The sequence below is a fragment of the Variovorax sp. genome (genome assembly GCF_965279555.1).
Classification (GTDB): domain Bacteria; phylum Pseudomonadota; class Gammaproteobacteria; order Burkholderiales; family Burkholderiaceae_C; genus Variovorax.
This window is the reverse complement of record NZ_OZ257247.1, coordinates 5,239,041-5,259,099: the sequence shown is the minus strand read 5'-3', so window position 1 is coordinate 5,259,099 and position 20,059 is coordinate 5,239,041. Positions and strand designations below refer to the sequence as shown.

Below are 20,059 nucleotides of genomic sequence, written 5' to 3'. Positions count from 1 at the left end.
GGTTCAGCGGCGCGTGGACAGCGCATAGATGGAAGACCCGGCAGACCCGGCACTACCGGGAGGGCCAAGCGAGGCAAAAACGATCGTGTGCGCGCCAGGACTCAACGGCACCTGAACGCCACCCGTCACAGTGCTGCCCGCAATGCCAGCACCGGTCCAGGCCGGCACGCCGTCGACCGTGAGAGAGACGAAACTCGTCTGCATCACGAACACCGAGCCCAGAATGAAGGTGTCCAGCGGCACACTGCCCGGCACGACGTGCCTGAGCTGAGCAATGTGCGAACCCGGAGCTGACACGAAAGACGGCACCGTCACAGCCTGCCCACGCAGATTCAACGTATCGATGACGTCGACCTGATTGATCGTCAAGCCTTCGTTCTGCAGGTTGAACCCGGGCCCCCACAGCCGGAACCGCCCCGTGGCGTTCTGCATCTGCAGGCCCATGCCGTTGCAGGTCATGTCGACGAAGGTGTCACCGCCCGTGTGGCGCGCAAGAATCCATCCCCAGCTGCCATCGTTGAACCACTTGTTGGCGCTGCGCAGATAACCCCAGCCGCCCACGCCGTCGCCCGAGATGTCCACCTGGCCCGCGGTCACGTAGCCCAGCCGGGACGTGATCGCCGACAGCCGGTCGACACTGATCGCACGCGCCAGGATCGAGCCGTCCACGACCAGCGTGCCATCGATGCCGACGGTCGGCGAACCACCCACCGAACCCACCACGAAGGGGTACTTCGTGGCGCCACCGGCCGCCTGCTGCGCTATCGCGAACCGGTCGACCAGCACGGTGAAGTTGCTCTCCTGCCCGTCGTTGTTGAGCAGCACGCCCGCGACCTTGTTGCCGGCCACCACCTTCAGGCCCCACTTGGCGGACAGTCGGCCGGTCTCGTCGGCGCGCACCTGGGCTTCCTGGTCGATGGCCGCCTCGGCGCCGTTCACGCGCACGGCCAGCGTCGTGCGGGCCGCAGCTTCCGCCGCATCGGCGGCCGCACGGGCCACCACTTCCTCGCGGATGGCCGCCACCGCGCCGCGGTCGCTGGTTTCCGACGTGTACGGCGTGACCGGGAAGCGGCCCTGCTCCACCTTCACGAAACGCACGCCCATGCCCCCGCCTGCGGCGTAGCCGTTCCACAGGAACACTGCCTTGCCCTTGACCGCGGCGGCCGGCGCAATCGCTTCCACCGCGAACTCGTTGCGGCGAAGCTGCTCGTTCATGAAGCCGTGCCGCCCTTCATTGAGCGTGTCCGTGATGTCCAGCGAGTTGCCGCTCGCATCGAAGAACTCGAGCGCGAATCCGCTCTGGCCTACGTCGCTCTGGAACATCGAGTCGCCCGAAGCTGCGTACCAGCTGCCGGGCTTGACCGGGAAGCTGGCACTGACGAGCCGTCCGCTTGCAGGCGCCACCGCATGAAGCCGCGCCGAGGTGCCCCAGTCGTCCTCCACCACCTCCCAGGCGTTGTCCTGCAACTCCCATCTGTCCAGGTCGAACTCGAACCCGCCGTTGAAAACCAGGTTGGCGCGCACATAGCCGACCGCGCGGGCCGAGACGGTGTCGATGCGCTGCGCCAGCTGCTCCGCCGTATCGGTCATCACTTTCTCGACATGCGTGATCGCAGTCCCGCGCTCGATGGCCTCGTCGATCAGGCGCTCGCTGATGCCGGAGTTGACGTTCAACAGATCGGCGACCTGCTCGTCGAGCCCCTCCTGCAGCTCCTTGATCGCATCGTCGATCGAAGGCAGCGAGGCAAGCTGGATATACCCCGCGTCACTGGCATTGCCACCGATGTCGAATGCGGCGACCCAGTAGATCCGCGTGGCCGCCACAGGCTCGGTCCGCACGAAGTTGAGCGAACCCGTATGACCGATCTCCACCGCCTCGGCCAGCGTCGGCCCCACCTTGACGATGTATGCGGAGATCGGCTGGGTCGTGCCGCACGCCTGCCAGGCCAGCTCGATCTGCGCGCCCCAGACCTCTCCGCGCACGATCGGCTGCGCCGGACGGGCGATCTCGATCGTCGCGGAGATCGGAATGCCCCAGACCCCCTGCGTATTGCCGTGCTGCGCCCACACCTTCACTGTCCCTGCAGGCAGCCAGCCGATGTTGGCGTTCAGGGCCTTGCCGGTCCATCGCTCCACCGCCGTCTCGAAGGTCGGTCCGATGAAGATCCGCGTCGCGCCCCATTCGAGCAGGTCGATGCCCGTCGGGGCCGACCAGCGTGCCACCACGCCGGTCGGCTCCACGGCAAGGCTCAGTCCCTCGACGTCGCCCGGCTTCACGCTCGCGCCCTGCAGCGTGTGCGTCACCATCGTCCAGTAGCTCGAAGCGTAGGCCGTCATGAAACGCACGCGCACCTGGTACTCGCCGTGTACCTCCAGGCCGAGGAGGAAGGTCTCGGTGGCCGTGCCCGGCAGCGTGGCGCTCTGCCAGTCGCCCACTGGCGTGGTCGTGCGCCACTGCACCTGCACGTTGCCGCCGCGCAATACCGCGTCGTCAACCGACGCCGACCAGCTCACGCGCGCACGGATCACCAGCGTGCCGCCCTGCTGCACCATCTGCTCCTGGCCGCTGCGCACCTGCAGGTCGAGCGGCGGCTGCGGCAGCAGGAACGGGTTCGGCAGGTTGGTGTTGGGCGACGGGTCGCGCAGCACCTCGTCGGCGGTGTCGTAGAAGGCCTCTTCGTCCTCGATGACCTGGAACGAGAGCGGCGAGCTCATCGAATAGCTCCAGTCCTGCACGCGGAACGGCTTGTTGGCAAAGCCGTAGAGCGCGCTCGTGAGCACGATGCGGTCGCCCGGCTGCAGGTGCCACGCCAGCATCTTCGGATGGATCTGCAGCACGAAGCCGCCGCGGCTCTGCTCCACCAGCACGCGCGAGATCTGGTGCGTGCGCGCATGGGCCGTGGTGAACGGCAGCACGAGGTCGAGGAACTTGTCCTTCTGGTCGCTCTCGCGGAAGACGGCGTTCTGGTACTGCTTGAAGTCTTCCGACACGCCGTTGCGCGTGAGGTTGACGTAGGTACCCCTGGCGCCGTTGTAGCGCGCGGTGCCGGGGTTGCAGGTCTGCACCACGGTCATGGGCGCCAGCAGGTCGTCGTCGGTCATCGCGAGGACGGGGGTGGTCCATGCGCCAGCCAGGATGCGCCAGACACCGCCCGACTCGAGGCTGTAGCCGGCCATCGTGTCTTCGAGCTGCTGGCGCGTGCTGTCGCGGTCCTGGTCGGAGCGGAACATGCCGTCGCAGGTGTAGCGAGCGGCGCTGCCGCCGTAGTTGGCCCTGTCGGCAACGGCCGTGCCGAGGTTGTAGATCGGCGTGTCGCAGGCGTTGGCTGCAACGATCAGCGCGTTCTGGTCAATCTGGTCGTTGGACGCGAGGTAGCCCTCCTCCGAGCGCAGGAAGTCGGCCAGGCACAGCGCGGGGTTGCGGCTGTACGCAGTTGCGCCGGTGCGCGGGTCGTAGACCTTCTTGCCCTTCACGTTCGCGGTGATGGCCGGCAGGCCGCCCTGGAAGCGCTCGACGAAGAGGTTGAGCGTGACGACGATGTACGTGTAGCCGCTGAGCTTGTGGGCTTCGGTCCACAAGCCCCTGCTGGCGGGCCACGGATCGAGGTTGGCACGCATGTACGCATCGGCCGTGTCGACACCGTCGGGCGACAGGTGGATCTGCACGTTGACCCCGGGCACGCCGCCGATCGCCTCCGAGTCCGTGACGATGAATTCCGGGTTCGACGAGTAGCCGTTCGCATCGAGCGCGCCGAGCGAAACGCCTTCGATCTGGATGTCGGTCACGGCTTCGCACGGATGCGCGGCCAGCACCATCACGACATGCTTCAGGTGGCTGTACTCGCCGCCGGTAAGCACCGCCACCACCGCACCGCCGACCGGTGCGGGCTCACCGTAGATCACGGTGTGCGGCGCATCGGACGCGATGATCGTGGTGGTGCGCTCCTTGATGTTCGCGACGTCTTCGGCGAGCTTGCGGGCCGCTGCGGCCTTGGCCTGCTTCTTGGCCTGCATGTTGCCGTAGGCGCTGGCCACGATGGAGAGCGCCGTCGAGACGATCATGCCGCCCACGGCAACTGCCGACGTGGTCGCTCCCACGGCAGTGCCGATCGCGCTCAGAATCGAAACGGGGTCCGCCATCGCGGCGGTGCAAATCCCCAGCAGGGCGCCCAGGACAAGAGCGAAACGAATCAGACGCGCCATGTGGCAACCCCCGCGGTAAGTGGCAAGAACACGAGCCGGTCGGCCGCCGGCGCGGCAATGTGCGATCCCGTGCAGATCCCGAAGCTGTAGCCCGACACGCGCCCGACCTTGCCGCCGCTACGGGCCAGCACCACGTCGCCGCGCTGCGCCATCGTTCCCGGCAACGGCGGGCCGAGCCGTGCCGTAGCGGCCGACAGGAAGCCCCCAGCCGCGCGCACCGCGCGCAAGGTGGCCAGCAGGTGTTTTCTTCCGATGGGCGCATCGGGTGCACGCAGGTCCGCGAGCGGGTCCTTGCCCGTGCGCTCGATGACCCAGTCGGCCGCGATGTGCGCGCAGTCGTGCCGGAAATATTCGAAGGGTGCGTTTCTTCGCACCGAGATGAAATCGTCCAGGTTCTTCATGGTCATTTGCCTCGTGCCCGGGCCCAGTAGTTCAGTGCCATCTGCAGGTACTTGTTGACCCACACGGTGGGCGACCCGATCATGGAATTCAGGTATTCGAAGCCGCGCTCGCCAGGGTGCTTGACCTGGTGCTGGGCATCGTTGGTGCGCAGGGACGCGGGGTTGGAACGCACGTCGTAAGACGCGGTGCGGCAGTCCATCGCGATCTTTGCGGTGGAGCCGTCGCGCTCGATCTTCATCTGGTCCATCACGCCCGCGAAGCGCAACACCGGCTCGCCGCTGATCTGCAGCGTGGCGGCATCGAGCAATGCGATCCACACGCGCACGCCGCGGTCCTGGTATTCGCTCGGGTCGCCCAGTGCGAGCGCACGCGTACCGATGTCGACGGGCGACAGCGTGAGCGTCAGTTTCTCGGCGGCGCCGTCTTCGCTTTCGTGAAGCTCGCCGATGGAGCCGAGGTTGCCCACGCCCTGCCACGTCTCGCCCATTACCTGGAGGGACAACGGCCAGTTGGTGAAGCGCGCGGTGCCGCTTCGCAGCTTGAGCTCGACGAGGGCCAGCTGGCCGTACGTCTGCGAGCGCGCGGCCGCTTGAAAGCCGGAGCTGGTCTGGATGGTCATTGTTCCCACGACTCCATCAGGTCCAGGCTGAAGCCGCCCTGCGTGCGCGACTCCGAAGCCCAGGTAGTCTTGGTGTCGACCCGCCGCATCAGGCAGGTCGGGCGGTCCCACACGACCGCGCTGCCGGCCACCACGGGCGTGCGCAGCACGGGCTCGAAGCGCACCAAGATCACGCCGGCCGCGTCGGCCACCGCGTCGGCCTGCACGTGCAGCATCTGCCGGTGGTTCGACGCCTGGTTGACGCCGATCCAGTCGCCCTGCAGCAGGGTCTTGCCGGCCTCGGTGGCACCCATGCGGATCGTCAGCTCCGACGAGCCTGCGGCGGCAGCGACCGCCGTCCATACACCGCGCGCGGTGCCTCGCGGCACAGGCTGCAGCATGTCGTGCACGGCCAGCACATTGACCTGGCCGCGCATCGAATGCACCAGGGCGCGCCAGGCGGCAGCCTCGCGCATCAGCGGAATGCGCTCCTCGCTCACGAGCGTGCAGGTGCGGCGCGCGGGCCCGAGCACGGCCACCTGCATCGATCCCGATTCGCTGTTGCTGAAAGTCAGGTCGAAGACCTGGAGGCCGAAGTCCTGCCGCTTCACCGGCAGATCGGACGGGAGTGTCACGATGGTCATTGGGGGAGCACCTTCACGCGCTTGAGTTGTTCCATCTGGCCGCGGTTGTTCTCCGCGAGCAGGCGTTGCATGTCGGCCATCACCGCGCCGCGATCGGAACGGGCGTCGATGTGGAAGACGTTGGAGGGCGCGAACTGGATCGTCGGCGAGCCATTCGCACCGCCCGGCGCGCTCACGCCGAGGCGGCCGTCGGAGCCACGGCGCAGCGGCATGATTGCTTCGGGCCCGGCTTCGCCCATGAGGCCGATGCCGTTCGCGAACGGGAAGAACGTGGGCTGGCCGACCACGCTGTTGGCATAAGCGTGCAGGCCGGGGGACGAGAAGACGTTGCCGTTGGCGCTCTTCACGCCGAAGAAGCCGAGCACGGTGCTCACTGCACTGCCGATCCAGCTTCCGCCGGAGCTGGAACCCGAGGCCGTGCCGCCGCTGCTACTTCCCGAAAAAATCCCCTTCATCGCACCGGAGAGCCATCCGGAGAACGCCTCGACAGCCGGCTTCACCGAAGCGTCGTACAGCGCATCGGCCACCGACGCGGCGAGCTTCTTCTTGAGCGCTTCGCCCATCTTGTCGATGGCATCTTTGCCGCCGCCATCCAGGAGATTCACGAACCCATCGCGGAACACACCACCGATGTCGTCAGAGAGCTTCTTGGAGCGGTCCTTGTCCTTGTCCTCGTCTTTCTTCTTCTTTTCGCTCTCGGTCTTCAGTCGATCGCCGGCTTGGGTCACCTTCAAAAGGTCCTTTTCTGCCTGCAAGCGGTCGTACAGGGACTGGACATAGCCGGGAATGACGTTGTTCGTCGCCTCAAGGTCGTTGATCTGGCGTTGGGTCTGCTCGATGTTCAGTTGCTGCACAGCCTCCTTGGTGAGGCCGAACACCGCGTTCTGTTCTTCCTGCGCACGGACTTGCTCGCGGAGCTTTTCCGTGGCCTGCTGCGATGTCTTGAGCACCGAGTTCTGAGATGCCGCGTCCAGCTCCGCGAAGGTGTTTTCGGCATCACTGTCAACGGAACGACGCTGGTCACCAAGGACTCTGGATTGGTTTTCCAGCTTCTGTCGCGCGAGGGCTGACCCCTTTTTTGAACCGAGGATTCGTAGCTCTTCCTGAACTAGGTCTTCCTGATCCTTCAGGTCCTTGAGACGAAGATCTCGCTTGCTGCGAACGACGTCGTAGTCGGTCAGGAGGTCCCGCTTGCGAAGGCTGTCGATCTTCTTCAGACCCTCGGCCGTCTCTCTCGCCTTGGCGTTGTATTCCTCGCGCACGGCCTCCAGCCGAATGCGGACCCCTTCGTCTTCGGCGCGATCAATCCCGCCGGTGCCGCCCTTGGGGGCGAAGGACTTCCTGAGCGCCTCGATCTCCTTTTCCTGCTCGGCGGCAGTGGGCACCGGCCGGCTCGCCGCCTTGGAGTCGAGGATGCTCTTCTTGTAGAGATCGACGGCAGCAGCTGCTTCGTCTTTCTTGTTGAACCGGCCACGCAGCTCAGTCAACGTATCGCTGGCCTTGATGCCCTTCTGTTCGACGAGCGCGCGTTCCGACTGAGACGTGGCATCTCTATTCTTCAGGCGAAGTTCTTCCTGCAGGTAAGACTGGTTCAGCCTCAGAGTTTCCAGATTGTTTTTTCTGGGCGCTCCCACAACAGCACCACCGGCGGTTTCTGCAAACCCACCGTTGTCATCCCCGTAACGCTTGCGATAGCGCTCGATCTTCTCCGAGACCTCATCGATTTTCTTTTGCATCGGCTCGGCACGGCCGATGTTGCGAATGGCATCCCCTGCGCGATTGATGGTGCCGATGATGGCCATCCAGGCACGGTCCATGGTGCCGAGATTGCCGACCACCTGCTGTGTGCGCTGGCTCATGGCATCGGCGAATGACTTCTGCGCAAGCGCAGTGGCGTCTTCCTTGCGGCCCTGGTCTTCGAGTGCCTTGATTCGGTCGTAGGTGCTCGCGCTCAGGTAGTGATACGCCTCGTTGAGCTGGGCGGATGCCTTGGAAGGCGCATCGGCAAGCTTGACGAAGTGCTCCGTGGCTTCGCTGACCGATGTTCCCAGCACACGGTTCATTTCCGAAGTTGCACCAGCAACGTCACTCAGGACCTGGCTGCCTACCCTGCCAGTACCGACTGCGGCCGTGAGGGCTTCTGCGGCCGATGACTGCGTGCCCTTCGTTCCGGCGATCTCCACGGCTCTTGCCTGAAGGCTGTCGTTCGTTTGACCCGCATAGTTGCCGGACAGAATTCTTGCGTTGGCGTATCCGGCAGCCTCCTTGCTGCCTTGGACATAAGCCTCGGTCAACGTGAGGACAGCCTGCGTCGCCAGATTGAGAGGCGACACCAAGCCCCTGATGTAGCCTCCCACGGCACCCGCTGCTGGACCGATGCCGCCGAAAGAAGAAATGAGCTTCGCCCCCTCACCCACCAGCGAGGTCAAGGGTGACTGCCCGCCCTGGATGCTGGAGAACAGGCTTTGAACAGAAGAAGCAACCTCCTTGGCGGAAGCCGCCGCCTTTGCTTTGGCCTCTTCGGCCTTGCTGGCGCCGCTCGATATCCTGTCGACGAACTTTGAAAATTCGCTCAAGACCTCGGCCAGGTCCGCCTTCATCGACGAAGCGTTCACCGACATCTGAATCGATAGTTGTTGTGTTGCAGCCATGTCTGTATGGTCCGTTTGAGCTAAGAAAAAAATGAGGCCGACATCTGCCGGCCCCATGCTTCTTCGATGGCCGCAGGGGCCTGCGATGCCGCTAGACGTTCAGCACCGCGATGCCTTCGTCTTCCATCACCTGCAGTTGCAGGAACACCTCGCGCTGGCGTGCGCGTGGAATGCCCAGGCGCTTCATGGCGACGTCGACGGCGCCGAAGTCGAGCCCCTGGAACCACGCGCCTGCCGCACCCGCGACGACCCGCCACTGCGTTCGGCAGGCATGGAACACCTCGAATGCTTCCTGGTGTTCGGGCCATAGCTCGAAGGGTGGCGGGCCGCCGCCGTTGGCCGTCGAAGAGACGAGCCGGGTCGGGTCGAGACCGAGCGACGCGCACTGGCTTCGGAGATCGTCGTCCAGCTCGTCGTGGACGCGATGCTCTGCTCCGAGCACAAGGCGCGCGGCGCCTCTCAGTTTTTTACCGCGGCCGGGTAGGCATGCTCGAAGTAGCTGTAGGCAATGGCAGCCTCGAAGGACGGCCATTCCTCCACCGCCGCCGCGCGGTTCTCCGCGGTGCAGATGAAGGGCGCGCCGTCATCGCCTTCCAGGCCCTTCCAGTCGGCCAGCACCATGTCGAGCAGTTCCCTGTCGGTCAGGTCGCGGCCGTCCAGGCGCTTCTGCAGGATGTCGTTGTCGGACTTGGTCAGGCGCTTGAAGACGGCGCTGAAGCGCACTTCCTCGACCTGGCTGTCGCCGGGTACGCGCATCAGCACCGGCGCGACGAAGGTCGGCTTGACTGCGATCTTGAGTTTCTGGGGCATCTCTGTGTGTTCCTTTGTGGAGTGGTGGTGCCGGTGATGCTCAGCGCACGACGATCAACCACTCGTCGTTGCCCGCGCCGGTGGGCACGAACTCGAGCGGCACGGTGATCATCTGCACGCCGTCGACGTCGCTGAAGGTCGGCTTGCCGATCTGCGCGCGCGGCGACAGGAACTCGACGACGTTGGTCGCGCCCTGGCCGTGCTTGAGCGCCAGGTTCACGCGCTGGCTCGCGCGCGCCATGCCGATCCAGTCCTTGGTGGCGACCGAGGTGTTCTCGAAGGTGACCGAGCCGGTCGACACGCGCGCCGTGATGTCCACGGCATCGACGGTCATCAGGTCGCGCTTGACGACGGTGTTGCCGGCGTCGAAGGCGAAGGCGTTGGCGGCCACGCCGAGGCCGTCGAGCGTGAGCGTGGTGTTGGCCTTGTTCACGCCCAGCGGGTCCATGAACTTGGTGTAGTCGGCCACAGGCAGCGGCGCGTCTTCGGCGGGCACGAACAGGCCGGTGAACTCGAACTGCCACTTCGGAATGCCCTTGGCATTGATGGTGGCCTTCACGTTGCCGTGCGCGTCGGTCATCTTGTAGACGGTGCCGTCGACGTTGCCGTAGATGGTGAGCGACTCCAGCGCGTCCGTGGCCGGCGCGAAGGTGGTGCTGACGCCGGCGGCCGTGGTGACGGCGATGGCGCAGCCGCGCATCAGCGCTGCGTAGCCGGGCACGTCGCCCGCCGCCGCAACGCCGGCGATCTCGACCGAGAAGGCGATCTTGCTGTACTGCGTGACCAGCACGGAGCCGCGCGAGCCGAAGTACGGGCGCACGTTGTCGCGCTGGACGACGTCGCCTTCGATGGGGGTCAGCGTGACTTCGCTGACCAGGATCGCGTTGGCCGCGCCCGTGGGCACCGCGTCGGTGCTGCGTACCGTTTCAGCCTTGGCCAGGATGGCCATCTTGCGCATGAGTTTTGCCATGTCGGCGTTCTCCGTTGGTTGGTTGGGTTGGGTTGTCGAGAAAAGGAAAGATCTGCCTGCGTGCAGTCAGAGGTAGCGCCAGGTCCGCAGCTGCAGCGCGACGCCGTGACAGCGCACTCCGCAGAAAGTGACAAGGCCGGTGCCGTCGACCTGCACGCCGTCGGTGCGCTTGTCGTCGGTGAGCGGTCCGGCGGCGCATGCGCCGCCGAAGGTGGGGTCGGCGCGCACGGCGTCGCGGATGTCTTCGACGAGTGCGTCGAACACATGCTCCGAAGCAGCGGCGTCGTCGAATGCGAGCAGGCCGTGCACGGTCCAGGTGTCCACGCTCATCGCGCGGCCGGCGGCGTTGACGCTGCGCTCTTCGGTGGCTGTGCGGCGCAGCCACCAGCCGCGCAGTTGCTGGCCGCCGCCCGGCAGGTCGTACAGGAAGAGCGCGCGCAGCGCTGCTTCGTCGGCCAGGGAGCGTTCGCGGTCATGGACGCGGCCGACCTGTGGCGCGGTGTTCAGCGTCTGCACGATGGCGCTGCGAAGGGTGTCGAGACGGCTCATGCCTGGGCTCCGTTGGGTGTTGATGGGTTGGTGTATGAACTGTCGCGGCGAAGACCCGAATGGCTGAGGCCGACATTCGCCGTCCCCGTGCATCCGTCATCCATCAGTTGCCGCCAGGTCCGTTGCGGAACCACTGCTTGACGGCCTCCGCGAGCAGCGCCGTGCCGATGGCCATCGCGCCGCCCGATGCGGCGCCGAACACGGCGGCGCGCTGCTCGACCGTGCGCAGCCGGCCGTCGAGCGCGTCGAAGCGCGTGTCGAAGCCGTCCATGCGGCGGTTCTGCCGGTCCTGTCCGTCCTTCAGGGCCTGCACCAGGCCGTGGATCTGGCCGAGCAGCAACAGCTCCTGCGTGCGTGCGTGGATTTCGCTCATGGGGCGGGTCTTTCTGTAAGGAACTCGATCAGCGCGCGGTACCGGAACCGGTCCGCCGCGCATGAGCGGGCATTGATGTCGTGGTTGGTCCAGGCGTCGTCGACGGTGAGGCCGGAATCAGCAGCACAGGCTTCGACGGAGGTGTCAGCAAGTCCGCAGGCGCCCGCGGGTACGTCGGTGCCCGCGAGGGCGCTGTTCCACATCCAGACAGCAGCAAGGCTGAGGCGATGAGGGCCATCGACACCGTCGCGCTGTGTGTCACCAGGCGGCGCGGCGTCGGCATGCGGTTCGGGCGCCGCAGCCGGCGCAGCGCAAGAGGGCTGCCGGGCGCGGCGATCAGGAACTGCAGGAGGAAGGACGAGAGAAACGCGCTGACGTAGTTCATGGGTCGGGCCTTCGAGAGAGAGGTAGCTGGCCTGCAGGGCACTCGCGCCGAGCTGGTACTTCGCCGAGGCGGCGCGGCCGCGCTCGTACTCGGCCTGCAGGTCTTGCGCGAGCTGCGTGGCGCGCTGCGCTTCCTTCTGCTGCCAGGCAGCGCGCTCCTGCATGCGGCCGGCGCCGTGGATCGCGAAAGCGCAGGCGGCGAGCAGCAACGCCGCAACGAAGCCTGCCCAGGCCCTGGCTGTGAGGCTCATGGCGCGTCGCTCCCCATGCACTGCGCATGCAGCTTGAGGCGGTCTTTCCAGATGCCCGCGCAGGTCTTGTTGCCGGGCGCCGAGCAATCGGTCTTGCCCACGTACTTCCAGCCGAGGATGGCGTTGCACGCGCCCGCGTAGTCACCCGCGTTGAGGCGCTGCACGAGCACCGAGGTGCGGCCCTTCTGGCCGCCGGTGCAGAAGTTGAAGGCGCCGATGTTGTAGGCGAGGCTCACGTACGCGTCGTACTCGTACTGGTGCAGCGGCACCTTCACGCATTGCTTGAGCTCGCCCTCGTAGGTCTGCACGTCGCGCAACGCGCGCTGCAGCGCGGGCACGGGCGTGGTGGTGTCGCCCATGCGCACGCCGCCGGTCGTGCCGAAGCCGATGGTGGGCACGGCCGTGCCGTGCACCGGGTCGGGGTAGGCCTTGTCGCTGTAGCCCTCGCGCGCGACGATGCCGATCAGCCCCGCCGCGCTCAGTGCGAGCGCGGCCAGCAACTGGCGCGGCGCCTGGCCGCGCTGGCGTGTTTGCTGTCGCTGAAAGAGTGTTCGAGAGATGTCGTTGCCCATGACCCGAATGGTCGGGCGAAGGGGTCAAACGACTGAGGCCGACATGAGCCGGCCCCTTTGTTCATTTCTGCCGGCGCGTCAGATTTCGCCGCCGTGCCAGACGACGCGGCCGCTGATGTGCAGTTCCGCGGCCTGCTCGGCGCTCAGCACCTGCGGCTTGTACGCGGGGTTGTAGCTGATGATCTGCAACCCGCCGGTGGAGAAGTCGCGCTGCAGCACCTTCACGTAGTCGTGTCCGTCGAGCTGTATGACGTACACGCCGTCCTGGTCGAGCGACTTGGTGGCGGTGTCGACCAGCAGGATGTCTCCGTTGTTGATCTTGTCGGCCATCGAATCGCCGCGCGCATGGACGATGCGCGCATGCACCGGCTTCACGCCCTTGCGCGCCATCCACGAGCGGCTGAACGCGAAGCGGCCCATGTGCTCCTGCGAACCGTTGATGGCGCCGCTGCCGGCGCTCACACGCACGTCGAGCAGTTCGACCAGCACGAAGACCTCGTCGTCCAGCCCGCTCGACAGCTGGCTGGGCGGGTTGGCCGGCTGGAACGGGTTGAGCTCCGACGGGTCGACGCCCAGCGCCAGCGCCATCACGTACAGCTGCTCGAGGCTGGCATCGCTCACGCCCCGCTCGATGCGGCCCACGGTATTGAAGTGCAGGCCGCTGCGCTGGGCGAGGTCGTCGATGGTGAGGCCCTTCTGCTTGCGCAGATCGCGAACCCGCGCGCCTTGCGCGAGAGCCAGCTCGCCGACGCGAGCCTTCACCTGGTCGTCGTCGGGTGGAGTGTTGATTTGCGGCTTCACGATAACTTTGATCTGTGCGAACGCGCACATCCTAGACACGTGCAGGTATTTTTTCAACCCGCACGATGTCTGAAATCATGTAAATGTTGGTTTTCATGTTTCTCCTGATTGTGAAAACCCGATTTGTGTGCATAATCAGGATCATCGACACAAAACAATATATTTTGATGCTTTGGCACCCTGCTCAGGTTAAAGCAGCGCTTCAAACGAGCGAAACCAACCTGTCCAAGTTGGCCAAAGAACACGGATGCGCGCATATCCAACGAGGTTCTGAACTGTCCGTGGGTTGTGGCCCGCGCATCGGGGCTTCGCGCTGACGCGCAATCCGAAGGGGCTGGAGCGTCCCGGGCGGGACGCGAAGGCGGTTGTTTGAAGAGTGCCCGACGAAGGTTGCAGCCTTCATCGGGCGTGCCAGTGAACTGAGCAGTGCCACGAGCGAGGAGGAATGTACTGTGAGAAAACGCTTTGTCAAAACCGAAGGCCGCACCCGCCAGACAGGAGGCGCGTGATGGAAGACACCACCCCCGAATGGTTCGTCGCCAAGGCGCTGATGGCGCTGGCGGACCGCCGCGCCGAAGCGGCACAGGGCGAGACCGGCGCTCCCGCCGCGGCGCCCGACGCGCAGGTCCGTGACGCGGACCCGTTCGCCACCCGCCTGTGGAACCTGCTGCGCATCCGCCGCGCGCTGACGGCCGACGAAGCCGCGGCCCTGCTGCTGACCGATGCGCAGGCCGACGAAGACATCGCGCTGGGCCGCCGCCAGGCGGGCGCGCTCATGCTGTCATGGTCGCGGCAATGCCCGCAGGCCGTGCGCATGGACGCCCGGCGCGTCGATGGCCTGAAGCGCTACGCCCTGTTGCGCGACATCGGCGCCACGCCGCCGGCGCCGCGCGGGGAGGCCCGATGACCGGAACGCCGCCCCCTTACATGCACGAGGCATGGTTCGCCTTGCTGCGGCAAGCCTGCGACGGACGTCCGCGCTCCGAAGTGGCCGCGCAGCTGCGCATCAGCCCAGCGGCGGTGAGCCAGGTGCTCAACGCCAGCGGCAAATACGGCGCCGGCAAGGCGCGCACCGACCGCATCGCCCGCCGCGTGCTCGACACCTTCGGCGACCCCACGACGAACGAGGAGACCGCAGCATGAGCACGACCACACCCGACAACGAACAGGCAGCCGACGTGCGGCGCGCCATCGCCACGCATCTCGAAGCGCACGAGGCGGCCTCCGCGCAGGAACTCGAACGCATGCTGGCCGCGCGCGTCGAGGGCTACCGGCCCGAGGCCGGCGGCACCTCGCTGCGGCAGCAACTGGCGCAGATGGCCCATCGCGGTCACGTGCACAGCGTGACGGTCGGCGGCCGGCCCTGCTGGAAGCGCGGCCCCGGCCCGCTGGCCGGGCGCATCGCGGCGGCGCGCCGGGTGCTGCGGCTCGACACCAGCGTGTACGAGCCCGCCGACGTCACGGTCGTGCGGCCCGGCGCGATGGACTTCGCCCGCATCCCCAGCCTGCTGCTGGGGCAGCGCTCCCTTTACTGGGGCACTTCGCGATGAGCGCCGCCACGGCTTCCATCAACGCCGCGCAGGTGCTCGCCGAACTGCGGACCCGACCGGGCCGCGACAACGGCATCCACGTGCGCGACCTCGTCGCGCGCATCACCGGCCAGGCCGCGCCCGCACCGGCACTGGAGCGCCGCGTGCGCGAGTTCGTCTCGGCGCTGCGGCTGCAGGGCGAGCAGATCTGCGGCAAGCCCGACACCGGCTACTTCATGGCCGCCAGCGCCGCCGAGCTCGACGAAACCTGCCGCTACCTGCGCAGCCGCGCCGTCTCCGGGCTGCTGATCGAGAGCCGCATGCGCCGCGTCTCCATGCCGGCACTGCTCGGGCAGCTCTCGCTTTCCGACAAGAACAACGCCACCGACACCGTCAACTCCTGAGAGGACACACCATGCAAGAAGCCATCGCACACCACCCCGGTTACTGGAAAGACGCCAACGACGCGCTGATCCCGGTGTCGAAGATCAAGCCGATCGACAAGGACCGCCATGCCGTCGTCAGCGAACTCTGCGAGCAGGCGCGCCGCCAGAGCGCGGCGTTGATCGGGTTCAAGCTCTCGGCCATGAACGCGGTGCACGAGTTCATCGAGCGCAGCCTGGCGGCCTACGACGTGAAGAAGGGCGGCAAGAAAGGCAACGTCACGCTACTGAGCTTCGACGGCAAGCACAAGGTCGAGCGCCGCATGCAGGACACCGTGGTCTTCGACGAGCGCCTGCAGGCGGCCAAGGCGCTGATCGACGAGTGCATCCAGGGTTGGAGCAAGGGCAGCAACGCCAACATCAAGGTGCTGGTGAACGACGCCTTCCAGGTAGACCAGCAGGGCAAGATCAGCACCGCCCGCGTGCTCGGCCTGCGCCGCCACGACATCGCCGACGAGAAATGGCAGCAGGCCATGAAGGCGATCGGCGACAGCATGAAGGTCGCGAGCACCAAGCCGTACATCCGCTTCTACGAGCGCGACGACACCACGGGCGAGTACACGCCCATCAACCTGGACGTGGCCGCCGTATGAACACGCATGAACTCATCGGCATGACGCCGTTTTCATCATCGTCATCACCACCGCCGGCACGAAGCGGCGGCGGCCTTCGGCAAGCCGCCACCGCGCTGGCCAGCGAGCTGCTGCCGCCGCGGCTGCGGGAGTTCGTGCGGCTGATCGGGCTGCCCGCCACGCTGCGGCTGATCGAGCGCTACGGCGGCTTGCGGATCTACATTCCGGCCGACCCGGCGCCGGACCATCCGCTTGCTAACCTGATCGGCTTCGACAAGCTGCGCGCGCTGAGCGCGGAATACGCCATCGACGGCACCGGCCTGCGCTTCGTGCTGCCGAAGGCGCAGCGCGCTTTCGACGCGATCCGCAACGAGCGCATCCGCACGGACTTCAGCACCGGCAAGTCGGTGCGCGCGCTGGCGGCGGAGCACCACCTGGTCGAGCGGCAGGTGGCGCGCATCGTCGCCGACATCGCGTTCTGAAGCTCAAGAAAAAAGCCGGGCGCTTGGCTCTTGCTTACTTGGCCTGCAGCAGCGCGCCGGCTTCGAGCAGCACCAGTTCGTTGTCGTCGGCCTTGTTCGGCTCTCGGCTGCTGGAGAAGGGCAGGTTGTTGTCGTTGCCGACCACGATGTGCGTGGCATCGACCACGTCGACGTTCTCGATCGTGAAGAACGGGAACTTCAGCACGCCGTCGTTCAGCGGCTTGCGTGCAAGCTTGTTCGGATCGGCAATGTTCAGCAGGTCGATGTAGCCGATCTTGCGCACCGGGCCGCCCACGTTGGCGTCGTTCAGCTCGACCTTGTAGACGCGCTTGAACTTCGCGATGTCATGGAAGCAGTCGGTGCGCTTCTGGCCTTCGGGGCAGGCCTTGTCGCTGGTGCCTTCGCCGTTGTCGCGCTCGATGATGAGGCCCATGGCGCTCGTGCCATCTCCTGCCTTGCCGTCGATCATGTTGAAGTCGCCGATGGCGTTGCCATTGGCTTCGAGCACGTACTTCCAGTGGCGGCCGGTCCACTTCTCGGTGGCCACGTCGAACTCCAGCACGCGCAGCGCTTCCTTGCCTTCGACCTTCTCGTAGTCCTTGGCCTCGGCGTTCCACACCGGGCCTTCGAGCAGCGCGTAGAGCTTGCTGCCGTCCTTCGACGAGGCCATGCCTTCGAAGCCCTTGGAGCGCTTGATCTGGAATTCGACCGCGCCGCCCGGTGCGCCCGGCGTGGTCACGGCCGGATGGTCGGGCGAGCGCACGGCCTTGCCGTCGACCAGCGTGTCGTACACCGCCAGCACCTTGCCTTTCAGGTCGGCCTTGATCAGGAAGGGGCCGAACTCCTCGCCGATCCACAGCGCGCCGCCGGCAAACTGGAAGCTCTCGGGGTCGAAGTCGGAGCCTGTCAGGTAGCGCTGCTTTGTGCCTTCCTGGACGATGCGGAAGGGCACCTTCTTGTCGGGGTCGTGCAGGAAGATGGTGTCCAGGCGATTGAACTTGCCGCTCTTGAAGTCCACCTTGTAGTGGTTCAGGTAGAGCATGAAGTCGGGCGAATTGGCCTTGGTGCCGGCGCCGTTGTCGGTGAGGATCCAGAAGGTGCCGTCGTCCATCTTCTTGATGCCCGAGTGGCCTTGCAGCGGCTGGCCCTTGAAGGGCAGCGACACGCCGGTGGGTCGACCGGCCGACAGGCCTTCGACGCTGCCCACGGCCTCGACGCGCATGGCCGTCGTGAACTTGCCGCTGACCTGCAGGTCGGCCGGCGCGTCCTTGGGCGTTGCAACGAAGCTCTGCGCTGGCAGCACGGCGTGGCCGGAGAGCGTGGCGGGGAAGGAGGTCTGTGCGGCCGCGGCGCCGCATGCGAGTGCAGCGCTGAGGGCAACGAAGGACAGGGAGGCAAGACGTGTCATGAGCAGGAAAGCGTTCAAGTCGAAAACGCGTGACCATGCCGAGGGGGAGTGACGCCGCCATGACATCCCTTCAAGGTGCGATGTCGACCGTCACTTCGCGCGACTCGGCGCGCCCCTGGTCATCGACTGCGCGCAGCACATACCGCCGGCCCGACGCCGCGAGGTCGGGCATCCACGTGATGCCTTCGCCGGGCGCGGCGCGGCCGATGAGCGCGTCGTCTGCAAACCAGTAGATCGCCTGCGTGCCCGCGGCGGCTTCGGCGCGCAGCACCAGCGGTTCGGGCTTCTTCGCGCGCAGCGTGTGGCGCACGCCGCGCAGGGGCGAGGTGATGAGCGGTGCGCTTTCCGGTGCGTCGCCGTCTTTCTCGCAGCCATCGGCCGGTGCGCTCGCACGCGGCAGGCCGGCCTGGCGGAACAGGCGGCGCATGTCGCTGCCCCATTGCTCCACCACCTGCTGGCGCGCATTCGGCTGCGGGCCGCAGACCACCTTGCCGGTCGTCTCGTTGACCCATACCGCGCGGTGCAGGTTGCTGACCTGGATCGGCGACTTGCCGGCGATGAACCACGTCATGGTGCGCACCGGGCACAGCGCATCGGGCAGGCCGCCCGTCGCGGCACAGACTTCGACCTGCCTCAGATCCGGCGGCTGGCGCGACGCAACCTCGCCGGGGTCGAGCCGCTCGGCGCGCAACGCATCGACCATGCGCAGGAACAGCGGCGCGGCCGCATCGACGCCCACCAGCGCGGGGTTGCTGGTGCCGTCGAAGTTGCCCACCCACACCACCAGCACGTGCCGGCCGAACACGCCGGCCGTCCACGCGTCGCGAAAGCCCCAGGACGTGCCCGTCTTCCATGCGATGGCAGGGCGCGCGGGCAGCGTGGTGTCGGGGCGCGGCGTGTGGCGCAGCATGTCGAGCGTGATGAAGGAAGCCTCCTCGCTCAGCAGGCGCAGCGGCTGCGCGGTCCGCTCGTCGGGCGCGGCCCGCGTGTAGCGAATGGGCTGCGATATGCCGCCATTGGCCAGCGTCGCGTACATGCCCGCCAGTTCCTCGGGCGTGACCTCGCCACCGCCCAGCACCAGCGCGAGGCCGTAGTGCGATTCGCTCTGCAGCTTCTGCACGCCAGCGAGCCGCATGAAGTCGTAGAGCCCCGGCTTCGAGAGCTTCGCGGCCACGGCGACCGCGGGCACGTTGCGGCTGCGGATAAGCGCCTCCTGCGCCGGCAGCGGGCCGGCGAAGCGGTGGTCGAAGTTCTCGGGCGTGTAGGGGCCGAAGGAGGTCGGCGCGTCCTTCAGCATCGTCTTCGGATGCAGCAGCCCCTGGTCGAGCGCCAACGCATAGATGAAGGGCTTGAGCGTGGAGCCCGGCGAGCGCTTGGCCAGCACGCCGTTGACCTGCCCCGAGATGGCGTCGTTGCGAAAGTCGGCCGAGCCGATCATCGCGCGCACCTGCATGGTCGAGGCGTCGAGCAGCAATGCGCTCGCATTCGTCATGCCCACGTCGGCATGCGTGCGCAGGTACTGGCCCATCACTCGTTCGAGCGTGGCCTGCATGCGCAGGTCGATGGTGGTGCGCACTTCCTGCACGCCGCGCTCCTGCGCGAGCAGCATGTCGGTGGCGTGCGGCGCAAGAAAAGGCAGGCTGCCGCGCGACTGCGCCGACAGCGCGAGCTGCGCATCGGGCGCATGCTGCTTAGCGGCCGGGTCGCGCTCGGCCCACAGCGCCCACAGGCGTTCGCGCGCCGATTGCAGCTCGGCATTGCGCCCGCGCTCGGCAATGCGCTTGACGGGGTTCTGCGGAATCACTGCGAGCGTCAGCGCCTCGGGCAGGCTCAGCTTGGCGGCGTCCTTGCGGAAGTAGATGAGGCTCGCGGCCTGCACACCTTCGATGTTGCCGCCGTAGGGCGCGGTGTTGAGATACGCCTCCAGGATGTCGTGCTTGCTGAAGCGCGCCTCCAGCCACAGCGCCGCGAAGATCTGTGCGACCTTGCCGGTGGGCGTGCGGCTGTCGATGCCGTAGACGCGGCGCGCGAGCTGCATCGTGAGCGTCGAGCCGCCCTGCCTGCGCTCGCCGCTGGCAATGCGCCAGGCACTGCGCGCCAGCGCGGCGGGGTTGACGCCGGGGTGTGAGTAGAAGCGCCGGTCTTCGTACAGCAGCACCGCGTCGACCAGCGTGGGCGAGATGCGATCGAGCGGCACCCAGAGACGGTACTGCTCGTCGCCCGCGAGCGTGAGGCGCAGCAGCTCGCCGCCCTGCGCATACACGGCGCGGGAGCTGCCGACGGTTTCGCTCAACGCCGCGTGCGGCCACAGGCGCAGCAGCGCGAGCACGAAGACAAGCGCCAGCGCCCACAGCGCGGGCTTGCGCAGCCTTCTTCCTGCAGACGCGATGCCGATGCGCATGGCAGGCCCGCCTTGC

General features: G+C 66.7%; 21 protein-coding genes. 6 read left to right on the top strand and 15 right to left on the bottom strand.

Going from position 1 to position 20,059, the window contains the following annotated elements; translation table 11 throughout:
• Window positions 1-3: 3 nt before the first annotated feature.
• From ACQY8B_RS24600 to ACQY8B_RS24540, 13 genes are all read right to left on the bottom strand, one after another.
• Window positions 4-4,140 carry a phage tail tip fiber protein gene (locus tag ACQY8B_RS24600; protein ID WP_428744990.1) on the bottom strand — a complete coding sequence of 1,379 codons (4,137 nt, stop codon included), beginning with the start codon at window positions 4,138-4,140 and terminating at the stop codon, window positions 4-6.
• A 50-nt stretch (window positions 4,141-4,190) separates the two neighbouring features.
• Window positions 4,191-4,610 carry a DUF6950 family protein gene (locus ACQY8B_RS24595; RefSeq protein ID WP_428744989.1) on the bottom strand — a complete coding sequence of 140 codons (420 nt, stop codon included), beginning with the start codon at window positions 4,608-4,610 and terminating at the stop codon, window positions 4,191-4,193.
• On the bottom strand, window positions 4,607-5,224 hold the full coding sequence (locus ACQY8B_RS24590) for a hypothetical protein (protein ID WP_422084321.1): 618 nt from the start codon (window positions 5,222-5,224) through the stop codon (window positions 4,607-4,609). Before ACQY8B_RS24590 ends, ACQY8B_RS24595 begins: the two co-directional genes overlap by 4 nt.
• Entirely contained in the window at window positions 5,221-5,847 is a 627-nt protein-coding gene (locus ACQY8B_RS24585; RefSeq protein ID WP_422084320.1) for a hypothetical protein, read from the bottom strand. Before ACQY8B_RS24585 ends, ACQY8B_RS24590 begins: the two co-directional genes overlap by 4 nt.
• Window positions 5,844-8,498 (bottom strand): phage tail tape measure protein, encoded by a 2,655-nt coding sequence (locus tag ACQY8B_RS24580; RefSeq protein WP_422084319.1) that lies wholly within the window; start codon window positions 8,496-8,498, stop codon window positions 5,844-5,846. Before ACQY8B_RS24580 ends, ACQY8B_RS24585 begins: the two co-directional genes overlap by 4 nt.
• A 91-nt stretch (window positions 8,499-8,589) precedes the next feature.
• Complete coding sequence (locus ACQY8B_RS24575) at window positions 8,590-8,940, bottom strand: DUF1799 domain-containing protein (protein ID WP_422084318.1); 351 nt, start codon at window positions 8,938-8,940, stop codon at window positions 8,590-8,592.
• A 17-nt stretch (window positions 8,941-8,957) separates the two neighbouring features.
• Window positions 8,958-9,308 (bottom strand): hypothetical protein, encoded by a 351-nt coding sequence (locus tag ACQY8B_RS24570; protein ID WP_422084317.1) that lies wholly within the window; start codon window positions 9,306-9,308, stop codon window positions 8,958-8,960.
• Window positions 9,309-9,348: 40 nt separating this feature from the next.
• Entirely contained in the window at window positions 9,349-10,278 is a 930-nt protein-coding gene (locus ACQY8B_RS24565; RefSeq protein WP_422084316.1) for a hypothetical protein, read from the bottom strand.
• A 66-nt stretch (window positions 10,279-10,344) separates the two neighbouring features.
• Window positions 10,345-10,827, bottom strand: a complete 483-nt coding sequence (locus ACQY8B_RS24560; protein ID WP_422084315.1) for a hypothetical protein — start codon at window positions 10,825-10,827, stop codon at window positions 10,345-10,347.
• A 103-nt stretch (window positions 10,828-10,930) separates the two neighbouring features.
• Entirely contained in the window at window positions 10,931-11,200 is a 270-nt protein-coding gene (locus ACQY8B_RS24555; protein WP_422084314.1) for a hypothetical protein, read from the bottom strand.
• Window positions 11,197-11,835: a hypothetical protein gene (locus ACQY8B_RS24550; RefSeq protein ID WP_422084313.1), complete on the bottom strand. Its 639-nt coding sequence runs from the start codon at window positions 11,833-11,835 to the stop codon at window positions 11,197-11,199. Before ACQY8B_RS24550 ends, ACQY8B_RS24555 begins: the two co-directional genes overlap by 4 nt.
• On the bottom strand, window positions 11,832-12,407 hold the full coding sequence (locus ACQY8B_RS24545) for a lysozyme (RefSeq protein ID WP_422084312.1): 576 nt from the start codon (window positions 12,405-12,407) through the stop codon (window positions 11,832-11,834). Before ACQY8B_RS24545 ends, ACQY8B_RS24550 begins: the two co-directional genes overlap by 4 nt.
• A gap of 78 nt (window positions 12,408-12,485) precedes the next feature.
• Window positions 12,486-13,208: an XRE family transcriptional regulator gene (locus tag ACQY8B_RS24540; protein WP_422084311.1), complete on the bottom strand. Its 723-nt coding sequence runs from the start codon at window positions 13,206-13,208 to the stop codon at window positions 12,486-12,488.
• A 508-nt stretch (window positions 13,209-13,716) separates the two neighbouring features.
• On the opposite strand from ACQY8B_RS24540, the gene ACQY8B_RS24535 reads away from it, so the two are divergent.
• From ACQY8B_RS24535 to ACQY8B_RS24510, 6 genes are read left to right on the top strand one after another with little or no spacing between them, the layout of a single operon-like run.
• A complete protein-coding gene (locus ACQY8B_RS24535; RefSeq protein WP_422084310.1) occupies window positions 13,717-14,115 on the top strand; it encodes a hypothetical protein in 399 nt (132 codons plus the stop codon).
• Window positions 14,112-14,351: a hypothetical protein gene (locus ACQY8B_RS24530; RefSeq protein ID WP_422084309.1), complete on the top strand. Its 240-nt coding sequence runs from the start codon at window positions 14,112-14,114 to the stop codon at window positions 14,349-14,351. Before ACQY8B_RS24535 ends, ACQY8B_RS24530 begins: the two co-directional genes overlap by 4 nt.
• A complete protein-coding gene (locus ACQY8B_RS24525) occupies window positions 14,348-14,758 on the top strand; it encodes a hypothetical protein (protein WP_422084308.1) in 411 nt (136 codons plus the stop codon). Before ACQY8B_RS24530 ends, ACQY8B_RS24525 begins: the two co-directional genes overlap by 4 nt.
• Window positions 14,755-15,141, top strand: coding sequence for a hypothetical protein (locus tag ACQY8B_RS24520; RefSeq protein ID WP_422084307.1), 387 nt, complete (start codon window positions 14,755-14,757; stop codon window positions 15,139-15,141). Before ACQY8B_RS24525 ends, ACQY8B_RS24520 begins: the two co-directional genes overlap by 4 nt.
• A gap of 11 nt (window positions 15,142-15,152) precedes the next feature.
• Window positions 15,153-15,773: a DUF3164 family protein gene (locus tag ACQY8B_RS24515; RefSeq protein WP_422084306.1), complete on the top strand. Its 621-nt coding sequence runs from the start codon at window positions 15,153-15,155 to the stop codon at window positions 15,771-15,773.
• Window positions 15,770-16,234 carry a Mor transcription activator family protein gene (locus ACQY8B_RS24510; protein WP_422084305.1) on the top strand — a complete coding sequence of 155 codons (465 nt, stop codon included), beginning with the start codon at window positions 15,770-15,772 and terminating at the stop codon, window positions 16,232-16,234. The genes ACQY8B_RS24515 and ACQY8B_RS24510 overlap by 4 nt, the downstream gene beginning before the upstream one ends.
• Window positions 16,235-16,268: 34 nt before the next feature.
• On the opposite strand, the gene ACQY8B_RS24505 is transcribed toward ACQY8B_RS24510, so the two are convergent.
• Together ACQY8B_RS24505 and pbpC are read right to left on the bottom strand one after the other, a co-directional pair.
• Window positions 16,269-17,642, bottom strand: coding sequence for an esterase-like activity of phytase family protein (locus ACQY8B_RS24505; RefSeq protein ID WP_422084304.1), 1,374 nt, complete (start codon window positions 17,640-17,642; stop codon window positions 16,269-16,271).
• Window positions 17,643-17,712: 70 nt separating this feature from the next.
• Window positions 17,713-20,043: a penicillin-binding protein 1C gene (gene pbpC / locus ACQY8B_RS24500; protein WP_422084303.1), complete on the bottom strand. Its 2,331-nt coding sequence runs from the start codon at window positions 20,041-20,043 to the stop codon at window positions 17,713-17,715.
• Window positions 20,044-20,059: the final 16 nt, after the last annotated feature.

What these genes read in the sequence shown, in the direction of transcription:
- ACQY8B_RS24600 (WP_428744990.1), bottom strand. Translation starts at nt 4,140, where the DNA reads ATGGCGGACCCCGTTTCGATTCTGAGCGCGATCGGCACTGCCGTGGGA.
- ACQY8B_RS24595 (WP_428744989.1), bottom strand. Translation starts at nt 4,610, where the DNA reads ATGACCATGAAGAACCTGGACGATTTCATCTCGGTGCGAAGAAACGCA.
- ACQY8B_RS24590 (WP_422084321.1), bottom strand. Translation starts at nt 5,224, where the DNA reads ATGACCATCCAGACCAGCTCCGGCTTTCAAGCGGCCGCGCGCTCGCAG.
- ACQY8B_RS24585 (WP_422084320.1), bottom strand. Translation starts at nt 5,847, where the DNA reads ATGACCATCGTGACACTCCCGTCCGATCTGCCGGTGAAGCGGCAGGAC.
- ACQY8B_RS24580 (WP_422084319.1), bottom strand. Translation starts at nt 8,498, where the DNA reads ATGGCTGCAACACAACAACTATCGATTCAGATGTCGGTGAACGCTTCG.
- ACQY8B_RS24570 (WP_422084317.1), bottom strand. Translation starts at nt 9,308, where the DNA reads ATGCCCCAGAAACTCAAGATCGCAGTCAAGCCGACCTTCGTCGCGCCG.
- ACQY8B_RS24565 (WP_422084316.1), bottom strand. Translation starts at nt 10,278, where the DNA reads ATGGCAAAACTCATGCGCAAGATGGCCATCCTGGCCAAGGCTGAAACG.
- ACQY8B_RS24560 (WP_422084315.1), bottom strand. Translation starts at nt 10,827, where the DNA reads ATGAGCCGTCTCGACACCCTTCGCAGCGCCATCGTGCAGACGCTGAAC.
- ACQY8B_RS24555 (WP_422084314.1), bottom strand. Translation starts at nt 11,200, where the DNA reads ATGAGCGAAATCCACGCACGCACGCAGGAGCTGTTGCTGCTCGGCCAG.
- ACQY8B_RS24550 (WP_422084313.1), bottom strand. Translation starts at nt 11,835, where the DNA reads ATGAGCCTCACAGCCAGGGCCTGGGCAGGCTTCGTTGCGGCGTTGCTG.
- ACQY8B_RS24545 (WP_422084312.1), bottom strand. Translation starts at nt 12,407, where the DNA reads ATGGGCAACGACATCTCTCGAACACTCTTTCAGCGACAGCAAACACGC.
- ACQY8B_RS24535 (WP_422084310.1), top strand. Translation starts at nt 13,717, where the DNA reads ATGGAAGACACCACCCCCGAATGGTTCGTCGCCAAGGCGCTGATGGCG.
- ACQY8B_RS24530 (WP_422084309.1), top strand. Translation starts at nt 14,112, where the DNA reads ATGACCGGAACGCCGCCCCCTTACATGCACGAGGCATGGTTCGCCTTG.
- ACQY8B_RS24525 (WP_422084308.1), top strand. Translation starts at nt 14,348, where the DNA reads ATGAGCACGACCACACCCGACAACGAACAGGCAGCCGACGTGCGGCGC.
- ACQY8B_RS24520 (WP_422084307.1), top strand. Translation starts at nt 14,755, where the DNA reads ATGAGCGCCGCCACGGCTTCCATCAACGCCGCGCAGGTGCTCGCCGAA.
- ACQY8B_RS24515 (WP_422084306.1), top strand. Translation starts at nt 15,153, where the DNA reads ATGCAAGAAGCCATCGCACACCACCCCGGTTACTGGAAAGACGCCAAC.
- ACQY8B_RS24510 (WP_422084305.1), top strand. Translation starts at nt 15,770, where the DNA reads ATGAACACGCATGAACTCATCGGCATGACGCCGTTTTCATCATCGTCA.
- ACQY8B_RS24505 (WP_422084304.1), bottom strand. Translation starts at nt 17,642, where the DNA reads ATGACACGTCTTGCCTCCCTGTCCTTCGTTGCCCTCAGCGCTGCACTC.
- pbpC (WP_422084303.1), bottom strand. Translation starts at nt 20,043, where the DNA reads ATGCGCATCGGCATCGCGTCTGCAGGAAGAAGGCTGCGCAAGCCCGCG.